The sequence below is a fragment of the Bartonella sp. CL162QHHD genome, from assembly GCF_042195435.1.
Taxonomy (GTDB): Bacteria; Pseudomonadota; Alphaproteobacteria; order Rhizobiales; family Rhizobiaceae; genus Bartonella.
The window spans coordinates 23,695-38,051 of sequence record NZ_JBHIOG010000085.1 but is presented as its reverse complement, the minus strand read 5'-3'; the positions used below and the strand labels follow the sequence as shown (position 1 = coordinate 38,051).

Here is a 14,357-nt window from a genome sequence, read left to right as displayed (position 1 = left end):
CGTTGTCGTATGACATGAGGGGCGTGATCGCCAAAAAGATATGTGAGCAACAAAAGCATGAGGCAATGCGTAATCTCCACTTTTTAAAAGACAGAGTTTTAGAGGTTTAAAAAATACTGCTTTAGAGGCTTTTGAAAGTTGTAAAGCAGAGGGAAATGGTAAGGTTGGAAATTGGTTTTTTACCTTGACAACTTCATGTTCTCTCCAAATGAAGATGTCTCCCCGTTACAGAAATTACATAAACAGAAAACCGCAATATCCTTTCTCCACTCTGGCATACAATAGCTGTAAAATACGGTCGTTTGAAGTGTGGTAATATAGGGCATACTTCCTTGAAACGTTACAGTATTTTTTCGCTGTGTGTTGAATATTCTTCAGTGTGTTTGTCTTGCTTTAGGCTTAAGGGCATTCCATGAGGAGGAGCCCAGAGAAGCTCGCCCAAGATCCCCTTAAGAGTCCCCAAGAGTTTTTGTGCTTTTATAAACGGACATGGTGTTTTAAAATGGGTGTTTTAAAATGGGTTTTTAGAATCTTTATCCTTTAAGAGCGGGGAGGCCAAGTCAACATCATCCTATAAAACTGCAATTGATGCACAATATCCATATTTCTTTTAAAGAAATATCTCTTAAATACCGGCTCTCATTTATTTTACGATGGCGCCCAGTGGTATGGTGGTAAAGCTTTTATATATTCCCAATGCACGACATGAAAGGCTGAGAGGATAGAAGCTTGCTTTAAGAGAGGGAGAGGTTGGATTGTTTCGTGATTATTTGTTTACAGTTTAGTACTGGTTTTTAGAATCTACGTCTTTTTAGTGCAAAGGGGCATTAAAAAACCCCGTTTTTAACAGGGTTTTTTAATCGTTCAATTTTTCTACAAAACTTAGAATTTATAAGCGATACCAAAGCGAACATCATGCGTTTGAGAAGAGATTTTAAGGTTATCGTTTGCAAATTTCTTTTTAAAAAAATCTGAATAACGATATTCTGTACGCATGATGATATTATCTGTCATTGCAAGATCAAAACCACCACCAACAGTGTAACCAAACATTGTTTTTGTCTCATCTAACACATTGCCAGAAGCAAAAATTGTCGAATCTTCTTGCGATTTTGATAAAAGTGACATGATATATTGCATCTGTCTATAGGCTATACCCCCTGCAATATAAGGCATAAGACGATGGGAAGCAAAACCAATACGCGTGCGCGCGGCACCAGACCATGTTTCTTTCAATGTTACACCGCTAACAACAATGTCACCATGGTTGGGTATCGTTTCATCCTGAGCGGCAGGTTTTATGATAGGAATTCCAGCTTCTTCAAAGGCAATGTTAATGGAGTCTAATTTATCTAGAATTTTCTTTCCATTGTCTGTTTGGGTACTTTTCTTCCCAGACCAAACCATGTCCGTATCAAAACCGAAAACAAAATCTCCCAGATCAATATTAGAACCTGCATACAAACCTGCTCTCAATCCTGATAGTTTCGGTGATAAATCTCTATCAACCAAAGCCCATTTTCCGTCCCTAGCTTCTTGTGCGTAATTTAGAGTATTTTTATTGGAAAAATATCCAATTTGTCCTCCAAAATAAAAACCAGACCAAGAAAAAGGCGCAGAAACAGTAACCGGTAAAATACGTGATGATGAATCATTTTGCAATGAAACCTTCGGTTTTGATTGCTCAAAGATTACCGTATCTGCTGCTTGCGCTGTTGAAGCGGTAATGAAAGTGAAAATAGATAGTGCAATTAAACATTTTGTTTTCATAAAAACGTCCCCAATTCATTTAAAATACAAAGCGCATTATACACGAATTGGTTAAAGAAATCTATATTTAATATCATTATGAAAATTAAAATACTCAAAAACTCTATAATTATCTATATTTAAGTGTTCTTAAAACTTGTTTTCATGATATTATCCCGCGTTTGTATTGATTTTTCAGGATTTTTTATATACGCCTCTTCAGTGTTCTCTGTGTTTTAGAAAAAAATATAATATAGTAAACAGGCTTTTTATTTATTTAAAAAATATTATTTTATATATATTAAAAGCACTCTTTGTTATTAAGTGTTAAATATATTATCCACTATGATTGATATCAAAGTGCTTAATATTCAATTGGTCGGAAAAAGTGCATATTGGCACCATTATATTCTTTATCGTATTCTTTGCTTGTTTCTGATATTGCGTAGCTTTGTATGGCGATAGCCTTTTGAGCACTTAAGGGGATGAGCGACTTTATTTCTTTTTTATCTATACGCTACTTTTTCTTATGACAATCCAAGCGAATAGTTTTGATTGATTGAATGGAATACGAAGAATAAGAAGGAGCAAAGGGCGAGAATCTCAAGTTTCAAGAGGTTTCTCATGTGCCATGTAAAACGATAAACTTTCCGTTCGCTTAAAGACGGAACGTGGATGAGAGCCTAAAAACTGAATGTCGTTGGTTATTTTAAAGAGATTAGCGCGTGCATTCAGGTTTTTGTGGAAATGGGTGAGGGCGCCATAAGGGGCAAATGCCTCAAATTTCTTGCGAGCTGTCAAGGATATCCCGTCAGAGAGTGAATTGTTTCAGCAAAGGTCAAAACCTTTCAGTGCATCGNAGAGAGTGAATTGTTTCAGCAAAGGTCAAAACCTTTCAGTGCATCGAATTTTGTTCCAACAGCTGTTCCTCTATTGAGCACCTCTTTTCCGCTTCATAGAGGAGACATTTTTCAATGTTTCTAAACCCATTTCACGACGGTGGTTCGTGAATGATATAATGATAAATCTATTGAGCACCTCTTTTCCGCTTCATAAAGGAGACATTTTTCAATGTTTCTAAATCCATTTCACGACGGTGGCTCGTGAATGGTATAACGATAAATCTATTGAGCACCTCTTTTCCGCTTCATAGAGGAGACATTTTTCAATGTTTCTAAACCTATTTCACGACGGTGGCTCGTGAATGGTATAATGATAAATCTATTGAGCACCTCTTTTCCGCTTCATAGAGGAGCCATTTTTCAATGTTTCTAAATCCATTTCACGACGGTGGCTCGTGAAGGATATAACGATAAATCTATTGAGCACCCATCTTCCCGCTTCATAGAGGAGACATTTTTCAATGTTTCTAAACCTATTTCACGACGGTGGCTCGTGAATGGTATAATGATAAATCTATTGAGCACCTCTTTTCCGCTTCATAGAGGAGCAAGCCGGTGCCATTACTATATTTGCCAGTTCGTGGGTGTTGTGACAGTCCTCTCCACAATGTTGTGACAGGCCCCTTTGGCCGTTGTGACAGTCCTTGGCACTTGAGGTGGTTCATTAGAGGCGTTTTTCCTTATCTTATACAATTTCTATCCATACATTCATTCCGTTTGTGATGTGCTAGTCAGTGATTTTGATTGATGCAACATAGGACAGATTTAAAATGAGAAAATCTTACGGTATTTAGGATTCTCATTCAATATGGATAACGCTAGATTATTATTATAAATCAATACATTATCTCATTGAGATAAGAGTTATCTACCCAATGTTATCAATAATGATAACATTGTAAGCGTAACTACTATGAATTCATTAATCTTTTTATACTTTGATTGAAATTATGTCTATTAATACTGATTTTTTTGAGCTAATTCTTTTTGGTTGATAGCTAATTGATTTTTAAAATCAAGACGTGAAGCTAGAATGAAAAACACCTTACGGTCATATCCATTTAAATCACTTTCTGCCACTATAGCCATTGGGTGTTGAGCCATGACTATCCATTTCTTTCCAAAATCGTTGTGCCTTTTAAGTACAACATAAGCAACAAAACCACCCATAGCATAAATGCGGACCAGAGCCTAAAATGAACGCTGTGGGTAATGGTTATCGGTCATCATCGGGGTGTTTACACCCCGATCTTTTGACAGAACGATTTGTTTTAAGACGTTTGCATCTTTTTTAGTGGGTTGTTTATTGGGGAGCAATCATCTTTTTGGGATCAACTAATCGGTCATAATCCTCTACAAAAACACCTGCTTTTAATGCTTCGGTGCGCAAAGTTGTATCATTTTTATGCGCTGCTTTGGCAATTTCAGCAGCTCTTTCATAGCCAATTTCTGGTGCTAGAGCTGTGACTAACATGAGTGAGCGCTCCATGAGCGAGTGAATATGAACGCGATTGGCCCGTAATCCTTGGATGCAATGCATATCAAAAGAACGCATGCAATCACCAAGAAGGGTAATTGATTGTAAAACGTTATAGCCAATAACAGGTTTATAAACGTTGAGTTCAAAATGTCCTTGGCTTGCGGCAAAGGTTACGCTGGTGTGATTACCAAAAACTTGGCATGCGACCATGGTTAAGGCTTCACATTGTGTGGGGTTGACTTTGCCGGGCATAATAGAAGATCCGGGTTCATTTTCAGGAAGACTGAGTTCCCCTAAACCAGAACGTGGACCAGAGCCTAAAAACCGAATGTCATTGGCAATTTTAAACAGATCAGCAGCGAGAGCATTCAAGCTTCCGTGGAAATGCGCAAGGGCGCCATGATGGGCAAGTGCTTCAAATTTATTGCTGGCAGTTTGGAACGTTACTCCTGTGAGAGTGCTCACTGTTTGCGCAAAAGCAACGTCAAAACCTTTTGGCGCATTCAGCCCTGTGCCAACAGCCGTGCCACCTTGAGCAAGCATGTGGACATCGGTTAGAGCATTTTCAATGCGCTGACGATTGGCTTCTAATGCGGCACGATAGCCTGAAAATTCTTGCCCTAAGGTTAAAGGTGTTGCATCTTGCGTGTGGGTGCGACCGATTTTAATGATGTCTGCAAATTCTTGCTCTTTTTGTTTTAATGTCGCAATAAGAGCTTCAAGGATTGGCAATAAGTGTTGGCGTGTTTGCAACGTGGTGGCAATGTGAAGCGCCGTGGGAAAGGAATCGTTCGATGATTGGCTCATATTGACATGGTCATTGGGATGAACTGGTTTTTTGCTTCCAAGTTTTCCTCCCAAAATCTTACTAGCACGATTAGCAATGACTTCATTGACATTCATATTGCTTTGTGTGCCAGAACCTGTTTGCCAGACGGACAGTGGAAAATGCTTATCAAAATCGCCAGCAAGCACTTCATCAGCGGCGGCAATAATTGCTTTTCCAATATTTTCTGGTAGTTTTCCTTTGCCCATGTTTACAATCGCTGCTGCTTTTTTGACAAGGACTAAGGCATAGATGATGGCAAGAGGCTGCTTTTCACTGCCAATATTAAAATTATGCAGAGAACGTTCAGTTTGTGCGCCCCAATAACGATCTTGACGTACCGAAATCGTTCCAAAGCTATCCGTTTCCTGACGTGTTTCAACCATGATAAGATCCTTTTTTGTTCACGGGTTCTCAAAAAAGATAGATAACGCGAAAGTGCAATAAGAGGCAAGACTTTGAAGCTTCATTTAGAGAAATTATTTTTATGGCTATTCTTGACATTGAGAGATGCCGATTTTATATCTAACACATGCTAGCACTCGTAGTTTGAGAGTGCTAGCAAGAACTTTTAAGATTAATGCAATTATGTTCAGTTTTAAGGATTTAAAACATGGCTAATATACAATTCCGCCCACTTCACGACCGTGTCGTTGTCCGTCGGGTTGAATCTGAAAATAAAACGGCTGGTGGGATTATCATCCCTGATACAGCAAAAGAAAAACCCCAAGAAGGCGAAGTGATTGCTGTTGGCAATGGCGCTCTCGATGATAACGGAAAGCGCGTGCCTTTAGAAGTCAAAACAGGAGACCGTATTTTGTTTGGAAAATGGTCTGGAACTGAAGTCAAGATTAATGGGGAAGATCTCCTCATCATGAAAGAATCTGACATTATGGGAATTATGGGCTAATTGAAGCACTTAGTTTTTCATTGTGTACTATTTTGAGAAAACTCCAAGGAGAAATTAAATGGCTGCTAAAGAAGTCAAATTTGGCCGTGAAGCGCGTGAGCGTTTGTTGCGCGGTGTCGACATCCTTGCTAATGCTGTTAAGGTGACACTCGGCCCTAAAGGTCGCAATGTGGTGATTGATAAATCATTCGGTGCACCTCGCATCACAAAAGATGGTGTATCCGTTGCAAAGGAAATCGAACTGGAAGATAAGTTCGAAAATATGGGTGCACAAATGTTGCGCGAAGTTGCTTCTAAAACCAATGATATCGCTGGTGATGGAACAACAACAGCAACTGTTTTAGGACAAGCTATTGTGCAAGAAGGTGTTAAAGCTGTTGCTGCGGGCATGAACCCAATGGATTTGAAGCGTGGGATTGATGCTGCTGTTGAAGAAGTGGTGGCAAACCTCTTCAAAAAAGCAAAAAAAATCCAAACTTCAGCAGAAATTGCACAGGTGGGAACAATTTCCGCTAATGGCGCTGCTGAAATCGGTAAAATGATCGCTGATGCTATGGAAAAAGTGGGCAATGAAGGCGTCATTACCGTGGAAGAAGCTAAAACCGCTGAAACGGAATTAGAAGTCGTTGAAGGAATGCAATTTGACCGTGGGTATCTTTCCCCTTATTTTGTCACAAATGCTGAGAAAATGGTCGCTGATCTTGATGATCCTTACATTCTCATTCACGAAAAGAAATTGTCTAATTTGCAATCTCTTCTTCCTGTGCTTGAAGCTGTTGTGCAATCTGGAAAACCACTTCTCATTATCGCTGAAGATGTGGAAGGTGAAGCTTTGGCAACGCTCGTTGTTAACAAATTACGTGGTGGTTTGAAAATTGCTGCTGTAAAAGCTCCTGGATTTGGTGACCGTCGTAAAGCAATGTTAGAAGATATCGCTATCTTGACATCTGGACAGGTTATTTCTGAAGATGTGGGCATTAAACTTGAAAATGTCACTTTGGATATGCTTGGACGTGCAAAGAAAGTGAATATTTCTAAAGAAAACACCACCATTATTGATGGTGCTGGACAAAAGAGCGAAATTACTGCTCGCGTCAATCAAATCAAGGCTCAGATTGAAGAAACAACTTCTGACTATGACCGTGAAAAATTGCAGGAAAGACTTGCTAAACTCGCTGGTGGTGTTGCTGTTATCCGTGTGGGTGGTGCAACAGAAGTTGAAGTGAAAGAAAAGAAAGACCGTGTTGATGATGCTTTGAATGCAACACGTGCTGCTGTTGAAGAAGGTATTGTTGCTGGTGGTGGTACCGCATTGTTGCGTGCAGCAAATGCGTTGACCGTTAAGGGAAGTAATCCTGACCAAGAAGCTGGTATTAGTATCGTTCGTCGTGCTCTACAAGCACCAGCGCGCCAGATTGCAAGCAATGCTGGTGAAGAAGCCGCTATTATTGTGGGCAAAGTGCTGGAAAATAATGCTGACACTTATGGTTATAATACCGCCACGGGTGAATTTGGTGATTTGATTGCTTTGGGAATTGTTGATCCTGTGAAAGTTGTGCGTTCTGCTCTTCAGAATGCGGCTTCAATTGCGAGCCTTCTGATCACAACAGAAGCAATGGTTGCTGAAGTTCCAAAGAAAGATACACCAATGCCTCCGATGCCTGCTGGCGGAATGGGTGGAATGGGCGGAATGGATTTCTAAGCTCTTTTCCATAGAAATAATAAAGAAACGGGTCTTCTGTGCCCGTTTTTTTTTATGCTTTTTCATGTTTTTCAACCGGTGAATTTGGTGATTTGATTGCTTTCAAGAATTGTTGATCCTGTGAAAGTTTTTGCGTTCTGCTCTTCAGAATGCGGCTTCAATTGCGAGCCTTCTGATCACAACAGAAGCAATGGTTGCTGAAGTTCCAAAGAAAGATACACCAATGCCTCCGATGCCTGCTGGCGGAATGGGTGGAATGGGCGGAATGGATTTCTAAGCTCTTTTCCATAGAAATAATAAAGAAACGGGTCTTCTGTGCCCGTTTTTTTTTATGCTTTTTCATGTTTTTCAACCGGTGAATTTGGTGATTTGATTGCTTTCAAGAATTGTTGATCCTGTGAAAGTTTTTGCGTTCTGCTCTTCAGAATGCGGCTTCAATTGCGAGCCTTCTGATCACAACAGAAGCAATGGTTGCTGAAGTTCCAAAGAAAGATACACCAATGCCTCCGATGCCTGCTGGCGGAATGGGTGGAATGGGCGGAATGGATTTCTAAGCTCTTTTCCATAGAAATAATAAAGAAACGGGTCTTCTGTGCCCGTTTTTTTTTATGCTTTTTCATGTTTTTCAACCGGTGAATTTGGTGATTTGATTGCTTTCAAGAATTGTTGATCCTGTGAAAGTTTTTGCGTTCTGCTCTTCAGAATGCGGCTTCAATTGCGAGCCTTCTGATCACAACAGAAGCAATGGTTGCTGAAGTTCCAAAGAAAGATACACCAATGCCTCCGATGCCTGCTGGTGGAATGGGTGGAATGGGCGGAATGGATTTCTAAGCTCTTTTCCATAGACGTAATAAAGAAACGGGTCTTCTGTGCCCGTTTTTTTATATATTTCTTTTGTTCATACGAATTTTCCTTTTATGACAGTTTCTTTATCTTATAGGATTGTTCTACTCTCCTCTGGTTGATCTACCGTCATTGTGAATGAAGCTCACTCTTAATCCATAGCTTTTTCTCTTGTTTTTATGAAATGTTTCTATTGTGTGGGGATCGTGGTTTCCTTTGAAAATATTGTGCTAATAAAAATATAACTCTTTGACTTATAGTCATTTATTCCTAATACAGTTCTATTTTTTCATTTTAGGTTTATGTATGCACCGTTAAAAAATCCTGTGTTTGTGCTTCATAAGGTGAGAGGTCACTACGGTTTTATGAACCAACGCAATCATTAAAAGTCAGTAGCTAAGAGTTAGTACCTATTGAGCGTTGGAAAGACAGAGTTGAAAAGAGCATGATGGGGCTGGGTTGTTTTTTTATGAATAAGATGCTGGTATTTCAAGCTTTTGCATAGGAGAATAAGCATCTCTCTGTTTCGTTGATCTATGAAATGGGGAGACTGCTCCATTTGAGAAGCTTAAAGATAAAAGCTAATTTTTCGCCTTGCTCTCATCTTTTTTTCGGTAAGCTCATCACCTAAACTGGAGCCAAACCCATGTTGTTATACTCAAGTTCTGTTTGTTGCCTATATTGTGACAGAAAATTCTTGAGTGGGGAGCAATTTTTGAGCTAAGGGGACCATGACAGGTAGCCGAAAAAAATCATTACGAGACAGTAGGCGCGCTTGTTTTAGAATTTTTAATGCTTCTGATGATAAAGGCACGCGAAATTCTGTTGTAGCCTCATGCCTTCTTTTCATATTTTCGAGCCAAGGATTTTCCATATATTCTCTTCAACTTGACCTTTATGCATAGAACATAAGGGCATTGGGAGGGTGGAAATTGAGAGGCAGGGCATTGAGAGGCAGGGAATTGAGAGGGTGGGAATTGGGAGGCAGGGAATTGGGAGGCATGGCATTGGGAGGCAGGGCATTGGGAGGCAGGGCATTGAGGAGGCAGGGCATTGAGAGGGTGGGCATTGGGAGGCAGGGCATTGAGGAGGCAGGGCATTGAGGAGGCAGGGCATTGAGAGGGTGGGCATTGGGAGGCAGGGCATTGAGGAGGCAGGGCATTGGGAGGCAGGGCATTGGGAGGCAGGGCATTGAGAGGGTGGGCATTGGGAGGCAGGGCATTGAGGAGGCAGGGAATTGGGAGGCAGGGCATTGGGAGGCAGGGCATTGGTAGGCAGGGCATTGGGAGGCAGGGCATTGGGAGGCATGGCATTGAGAGGCAGGGCATTGAGAGGCAGGGAATTGGGAGGCAGGGCATTGGGAGGGTGGAAATTGGGAGGGTGGGAGGAGCCGGCTTGCTTTTTTATTCAACGTAAAGATGAGAAGTTTTATGTAAGGCTACCATTACATTGCTTGTTTATGCGCTTCTTTAAAAGAAATGTCTTTTAATACAAATTCTTGGCAATGCTATTTATGAAGAGTATAAAATCATTTGGATATCAATAGTTTATTAAAAAAATGTACGTTGGTATGATCCTTTTCTTATGTTACCAAAGTTGCTGACTTACGCGTTGGTTAAAAATCTCTCTTCATGCCCTTAAATTCATTTCATGAAAGCGTTTGTGAAGAGCACGACGTTTGTGAGGCGTGTAAAAATTTCTCGTGAGACGTGAAAAAATCATCAATAAAATCTCCGTGTTTTCAAAAAATAACGAATGGCTTTTTATATTTTAAAAAAAGATTTAACACGTCTCACGTTTTTTATTTATTTTAGAGCTGAATATTCGATTTTTGTGTAAAAATACTTCCCAGCACATCTATGATCCGTGAAAAATCAAGTGCTAATAAGAAAATGATGAATATAATCCACTTCGTATAGCGTGACATCATTTTTACACTTTTATACGTTGTGATGATTTCTTGTAGGATTTCTTTTTCCTTTTCTGTAAGCTCTGTTTTTTTTCTAGCCATGTTTCCACCCACACAAGCCTTCCCCTTGTTTGTTATGCTTTAAAATATCTCTTGCGAGATTTGAACTGATGATATTGAGATCTTTTTTGTCTAAATAAATGGGCATCCAACCAACGCAAGAAAAAGGCTCATTGATTGTTTTTATCGCGCAACCAGTGAGTAAGAGAAGCGCGTACATCAGCATCACTTTTTTGATTAATTTCATTTTCCACCTCTAGCCGTGTTGTTGATGACTTTAGCGTTTTTTCTATTTGCTTTTGTTGTTCAACCTTCTTTCCAAGAGTGAAAGCTTTTGCTAAAGCGATAAAAAAAGCGGTCAGAGCCGCTCCTGTTATCATCAGATTTTTTTTCAACCACCACATCATAAGCGCTGCTCCCGAAACCGTTTTGCCACAAAGAAAATGCCAACGCAGGCGGCTAAAACCATAATGGTTGCTAATGCCCATTGGATGGGACCATTGCCTGCCAATAAGCCCCCAAGTCCAGAAAAAGAACCAATAATCGGTGTAAGCGCTTCTGCTTTGAAAAATCCCATGGGTGTTTGCGTTTCTACGGTTTGGTAGTTGGGAGAAACATAAGCCCCTTTTGCCCATAATCCCGATTCTGCTGCACGACGGTGCACTAAACCGTGAAGACGTTTTCCTCCTGCTTTAGTCCACTTTTGTAACTCAGCAGGGACGGCTTCATATTCGCCATTATTGAGTTTTTTGAGCAGGGTCGAATTACAAAAAGCCGATGTTCCTATATTATAGCAAAACGATACGAGCGCGGCGAATTGTTCATCCGTTAAGGAAACCCGCACATGTTTTTCAACGGTATTCTCAAATTGTCTTAAATCTTGAGAAAGAACTTCTTCTGCTTGTTTTTCAGTAATGATCATGCCCTTGTGAACGAACGGTTTGCCAGCCGTGTTGGTATGACCATAGCCGATTGTCCACACCCCGATGGCATCTTTATAGGCATGTAAACGCAATCCTTCCCATTGTTTAATGAGTGCAAGCCCTGCTTTAGATATTTTTCTCATTTGCTTCTCCATAAAATAAAGCCTCACGTTAACGTGAGGCTGGTTGACAGATTAAAAATGAAATTTTTCACGCTTCAAAAACAGAAGAGATGTGAAACTTTTATGAAATCAAAAGGTTGGTTGTGACATCTTAGGGAATGGGGATAATGGTTGGCTAAGAGGGATAATGGTTGGGCAAGTGAGATAATGGTTGGGCAAGAGGGGTAAATAGTTGGGCTGGTGTTTTCCGTTAAGAGAGGTTGTTGATTTTAAGACCTTGTCCTGGTGTTTTTGATGGAGCCTTCTTGGTGGGGGCGGTTGTTTGGTTGATGCACGATAAGCGTGGTCTATTGCGGTTGTTTGGTCGTATGGCATTGATGTGGGGGTGTTTGAGATACGAAGTGGATACTCTCAGAAAAATAAGACATATGCTTTTACTGAAGACGAAAGCATTAAATATTTTATGTATCAAGCGTTTTGCTTATCCAAATAGTCTCATTATTACAAAGAGCTTTGGGCTAACAAGAGCTTTGGAATTTTGATACAATTTTAAGAGGGGATGGTTTTTATAGGACAATGGTGCTTTTTCGTTAAGAGGAAAGTTGTTTGCTATTTTTGTTTTATGAGCGCAAAAGCTGGTTTGCTTAGAGAAATCTTAGCTGTAAAGCAGCCTCTCTTCGTTCTTTGATGAATAGGAATATGGAAAAAGCCTCAATTACATCGATAAAGATTTGTATTCAGTGAGCCTTTTTTGGTGGGAGGAAACAGAAACAGTTTTTCCTTCTGTTGTTCTTAAGTTTTTTTCAAATCTCTCTCTCAGAGTTTCACCTTTTTTGTTTACTGTTTCATGTTCAGCATCCGGATTGGCTTTTAAATAGTGTTCTAGACGTCTTCTTCCTTGTGTGTGTTTATAAAAAGTGGTTGGAAGATAGGAATCTAACTTTTCAGCAGATAAAGATGAATTTTGTTCACATAATGCACCCTTAACATTATCTTTGTGCAATCTTGCTAATTTATCAGATTCAAGATGAAGCTTTTTGGCAAGGCTTAAGCTGAACATCCCACATTCAGAAGAGCTTCGCTGAATATCCATTTCTGCCGTGGTAAAAGAATAAGGAGGCAGTTGAAGACATTGAAGGGTTTGATTTATTTTTATCCCTAGTTTGCAAGCTGTGATATTCTGAAATGTTGTAGGTTCAAGCATAATCAAAGAGATTTTGTCATCAACTTTTTGATAATCAAGGACGGCAAAGTGGATTTTGCTTCCCGAATTTACTATAAATCGGGCAGATTTCGCGTCGCTCTCAACGACTTCTTTTAGTGCGTGCGAAAACTCTTCTGCTGTAAGAGCCAATTTGAGATTCATGTCTGGATATTTGCTGTTTGCTTTTTCTACGAGAGCCGGCATCAATCTAATATCTGTGTTTTCATAATAAGCGTTAATCCAACGGCCGGTGACGAGATCATCTTCTAAGCCTGTAATAATATCTTTTAATTCGTCAGAACTTGGTGCAACATGTTCTTCTTCTGTTTGGATGGAACTTTGCATCAAACGTGCAATAAGGTCTTCTAAGGATTCATTTGCACTTGCCCCTTCTGGTGTTTGTGAGGAATGAGGGAGGGAAGAATCTTGTGGCTTCATACTATTAGCCTCCATATTGATAATTGGTAGAAAATAATATTTTCTTCAATTCTGGCTAAACAATGTTTGCAGGAAAGATTTTTTAGCTAAAAAAAACAAAGAGATGCAATCATCTTTATTTAAAAAAATTGTTACGAAAGACAAAACCCCACGCTTTTCAGAGTCAAAGGCAAGGTATCTTTTTGTCTTTTAAGAGATCACGTTGCTTACTGTTTGCATCTTTAGCTCTTTACTTCTTTCAAAGGGAAAAGAAGATTTGCTAACAGCAACTTATATCTTACCGTAAAGCCGCAGAGCGCCATTCTTTGTGGATGTGGAATAGGGCTATGGCCAAATGCTTATTACATCATTAGAGATTTGTATTCTGTTGCTCTTTTTCTGTGTTGTGAAACAGAAACAGTTTTTGTCTCTGTTGCCACCAAGCTTCTCTCAAACCTCTCGTTTAGGGTTTCGCCTTTTTTGTTTACTTTTTCATGTGCTGCTTCTGGATTGGCTGTTAGATATTCCCTAAGACGTCTTCTGCCTTGCACGTGTTTGTATAAACGAGCTGGAAGATATGGATCTAATTTTTCAGCAGGTAAAGGCGTGTCTGGTTCACATAACACACCCTTAATATTATCTTTGTGTAGTCTTTCTAATTTTTGAGCTTCGAGATAAAGCTTTTTAGCAAGGCTTAAGCTGAACATCCCACATTCAGAGGAACTGCGTTGAATATTCATTTCTGCCATGGCAAAATGAATGTTAGGCAATTGGTGATGTTCAATGGATTGTCGCGTTCTTAATGCCAGTAAGGCGGGGAGTGTGTCACGCAGTGAGGTAGGTTCTAAAAATATCAGAGATGTCTTGTCCCCTATGGTTTGATGATCAATGACAGCAAAATGAATTCCCCTATCTTTTGCGTTAACAATCAGTCTAGAAGATTTTATGCCCTTTTCGAGCGTTTCTTTTAGTGAGAGTGCAAAGTCGTCAGGTGTCATTGCAAGTTTAAGATTCATCTCTGGATATTTACGATTTGCTTGATCTACCAAGGCTGGCATCATGTAAAGATCTAAAATATCATAATAATTTTTGATCCAACTGCCATCGGCATTATGTTGTTCTAAACCAGCAACAATATCTTTTAACTCGGCACGGTTGAAAGGAGTGTTTTTTATTTTTTCGATGTTAAGCCGTTCTAAATGTGCAGCAAGAGTGTCTAATGATGCATTTGCATGCGCCCCTTCAGGTGCGCTTGCGCCTTCTGGTGTTTGTGAGGAATGAGGTGGGGGAGAATCTTGTGGCTTCATAAT

General features: G+C 39.9%; 13 protein-coding genes and 4 pseudogenes. 6 read left to right on the top strand and 11 right to left on the bottom strand.

Translation table 11 applies throughout. The annotated features are described in order from the left end of the window. Window positions 1–882: 882 nt before the first annotated feature. The 4 genes and pseudogenes from ACFILD_RS08815 to fumC (ACFILD_RS08800) all read right to left on the bottom strand — a co-directional run bounded on the left by ACFILD_RS08815 (window position 883) and on the right by fumC (ACFILD_RS08800) (window position 5,343). Window positions 883–1,770 carry an outer membrane protein gene (locus ACFILD_RS08815; protein WP_375665134.1) on the bottom strand — a complete coding sequence of 296 codons (888 nt, stop codon included), beginning with the start codon at window positions 1,768–1,770 and terminating at the stop codon, window positions 883–885. Between the two features lie 645 nt (window positions 1,771–2,415). Further along, a pseudogene (gene fumC, locus ACFILD_RS08810) lies at window positions 2,416–2,591 on the bottom strand (class II fumarate hydratase); the annotation flags it as partial. A 1,017-nt stretch (window positions 2,592–3,608) separates the two neighbouring features. Then, window positions 3,609–3,821 carry a hypothetical protein gene (locus tag ACFILD_RS08805; RefSeq protein ID WP_375663168.1) on the bottom strand — a complete coding sequence of 71 codons (213 nt, stop codon included), beginning with the start codon at window positions 3,819–3,821 and terminating at the stop codon, window positions 3,609–3,611. Between the two features lie 133 nt (window positions 3,822–3,954). Continuing rightward, on the bottom strand, window positions 3,955–5,343 hold the full coding sequence (gene fumC / locus ACFILD_RS08800) for a class II fumarate hydratase (protein WP_375630964.1): 1,389 nt from the start codon (window positions 5,341–5,343) through the stop codon (window positions 3,955–3,957). Between the two features lie 227 nt (window positions 5,344–5,570). Between fumC (ACFILD_RS08800) and groES the strand changes: the two genes are divergently transcribed. From groES to groEL (ACFILD_RS08775), 5 genes and pseudogenes are all read left to right on the top strand, one after another. Then, window positions 5,571–5,867 carry a co-chaperone GroES gene (gene groES, locus ACFILD_RS08795; protein ID WP_005774667.1) on the top strand — a complete coding sequence of 99 codons (297 nt, stop codon included), beginning with the start codon at window positions 5,571–5,573 and terminating at the stop codon, window positions 5,865–5,867. A gap of 58 nt (window positions 5,868–5,925) precedes the next feature. Continuing rightward, entirely contained in the window at window positions 5,926–7,569 is a 1,644-nt protein-coding gene (groL, locus tag ACFILD_RS08790) for a chaperonin GroEL (protein ID WP_273790908.1), read from the top strand. 71 nt (window positions 7,570–7,640) lie between these two features. Further along, window positions 7,641–7,846 (top strand): annotated as a pseudogene (gene groEL, locus ACFILD_RS08785) (chaperonin GroEL); the annotation flags it as partial. A gap of 71 nt (window positions 7,847–7,917) precedes the next feature. Next, window positions 7,918–8,123, top strand: a pseudogene (gene groEL, locus ACFILD_RS08780) (chaperonin GroEL); the annotation flags it as partial. Window positions 8,124–8,194: 71 nt separating this feature from the next. Further along, a pseudogene (gene groEL, locus ACFILD_RS08775) lies at window positions 8,195–8,400 on the top strand (chaperonin GroEL); the annotation flags it as partial. Window positions 8,401–9,088: 688 nt separating this feature from the next. On the opposite strand, the gene ACFILD_RS08770 reads toward groEL (ACFILD_RS08775), so the two are convergent. From ACFILD_RS08770 to ACFILD_RS08750, 5 genes are all read right to left on the bottom strand, one after another. Continuing rightward, window positions 9,089–9,286, bottom strand: coding sequence for a hypothetical protein (locus tag ACFILD_RS08770; RefSeq protein WP_375630965.1), 198 nt, complete (start codon window positions 9,284–9,286; stop codon window positions 9,089–9,091). A gap of 936 nt (window positions 9,287–10,222) precedes the next feature. Further along, complete coding sequence (locus tag ACFILD_RS08765) at window positions 10,223–10,423, bottom strand: hypothetical protein (protein WP_273790904.1); 201 nt, start codon at window positions 10,421–10,423, stop codon at window positions 10,223–10,225. Continuing rightward, window positions 10,416–10,628, bottom strand: a complete 213-nt coding sequence (locus ACFILD_RS08760; protein ID WP_273790903.1) for a hypothetical protein — start codon at window positions 10,626–10,628, stop codon at window positions 10,416–10,418. The genes ACFILD_RS08765 and ACFILD_RS08760 overlap by 8 nt, the downstream gene beginning before the upstream one ends. Further along, on the bottom strand, window positions 10,552–10,788 hold the full coding sequence (locus tag ACFILD_RS08755; protein WP_375606489.1) for a hypothetical protein: 237 nt from the start codon (window positions 10,786–10,788) through the stop codon (window positions 10,552–10,554). Before ACFILD_RS08755 ends, ACFILD_RS08760 begins: the two co-directional genes overlap by 77 nt. Next, a complete protein-coding gene (locus ACFILD_RS08750; RefSeq protein ID WP_375658280.1) occupies window positions 10,785–11,447 on the bottom strand; it encodes a lysozyme in 663 nt (220 codons plus the stop codon). The genes ACFILD_RS08755 and ACFILD_RS08750 overlap by 4 nt, the downstream gene beginning before the upstream one ends. A gap of 242 nt (window positions 11,448–11,689) precedes the next feature. On the opposite strand from ACFILD_RS08750, the gene ACFILD_RS08745 reads away from it, so the two are divergent. Beyond that, on the top strand, window positions 11,690–11,968 hold the full coding sequence (locus ACFILD_RS08745) for a hypothetical protein (RefSeq protein WP_375665132.1): 279 nt from the start codon (window positions 11,690–11,692) through the stop codon (window positions 11,966–11,968). 173 nt (window positions 11,969–12,141) lie between these two features. On the opposite strand, the gene ACFILD_RS08740 is transcribed toward ACFILD_RS08745, so the two are convergent. Together ACFILD_RS08740 and ACFILD_RS08735 are read right to left on the bottom strand one after the other, a co-directional pair. Next, on the bottom strand, window positions 12,142–13,068 hold the full coding sequence (locus ACFILD_RS08740; protein WP_375643300.1) for a YopJ/AvrA family T3SS effector serine/threonine acetyltransferase: 927 nt from the start codon (window positions 13,066–13,068) through the stop codon (window positions 12,142–12,144). A gap of 341 nt (window positions 13,069–13,409) precedes the next feature. Then, window positions 13,410–14,354: a YopJ/AvrA family T3SS effector serine/threonine acetyltransferase gene (locus tag ACFILD_RS08735; RefSeq protein WP_375654358.1), complete on the bottom strand. Its 945-nt coding sequence runs from the start codon at window positions 14,352–14,354 to the stop codon at window positions 13,410–13,412. Between the last annotated feature and the right edge of the window lie 3 nt (window positions 14,355–14,357).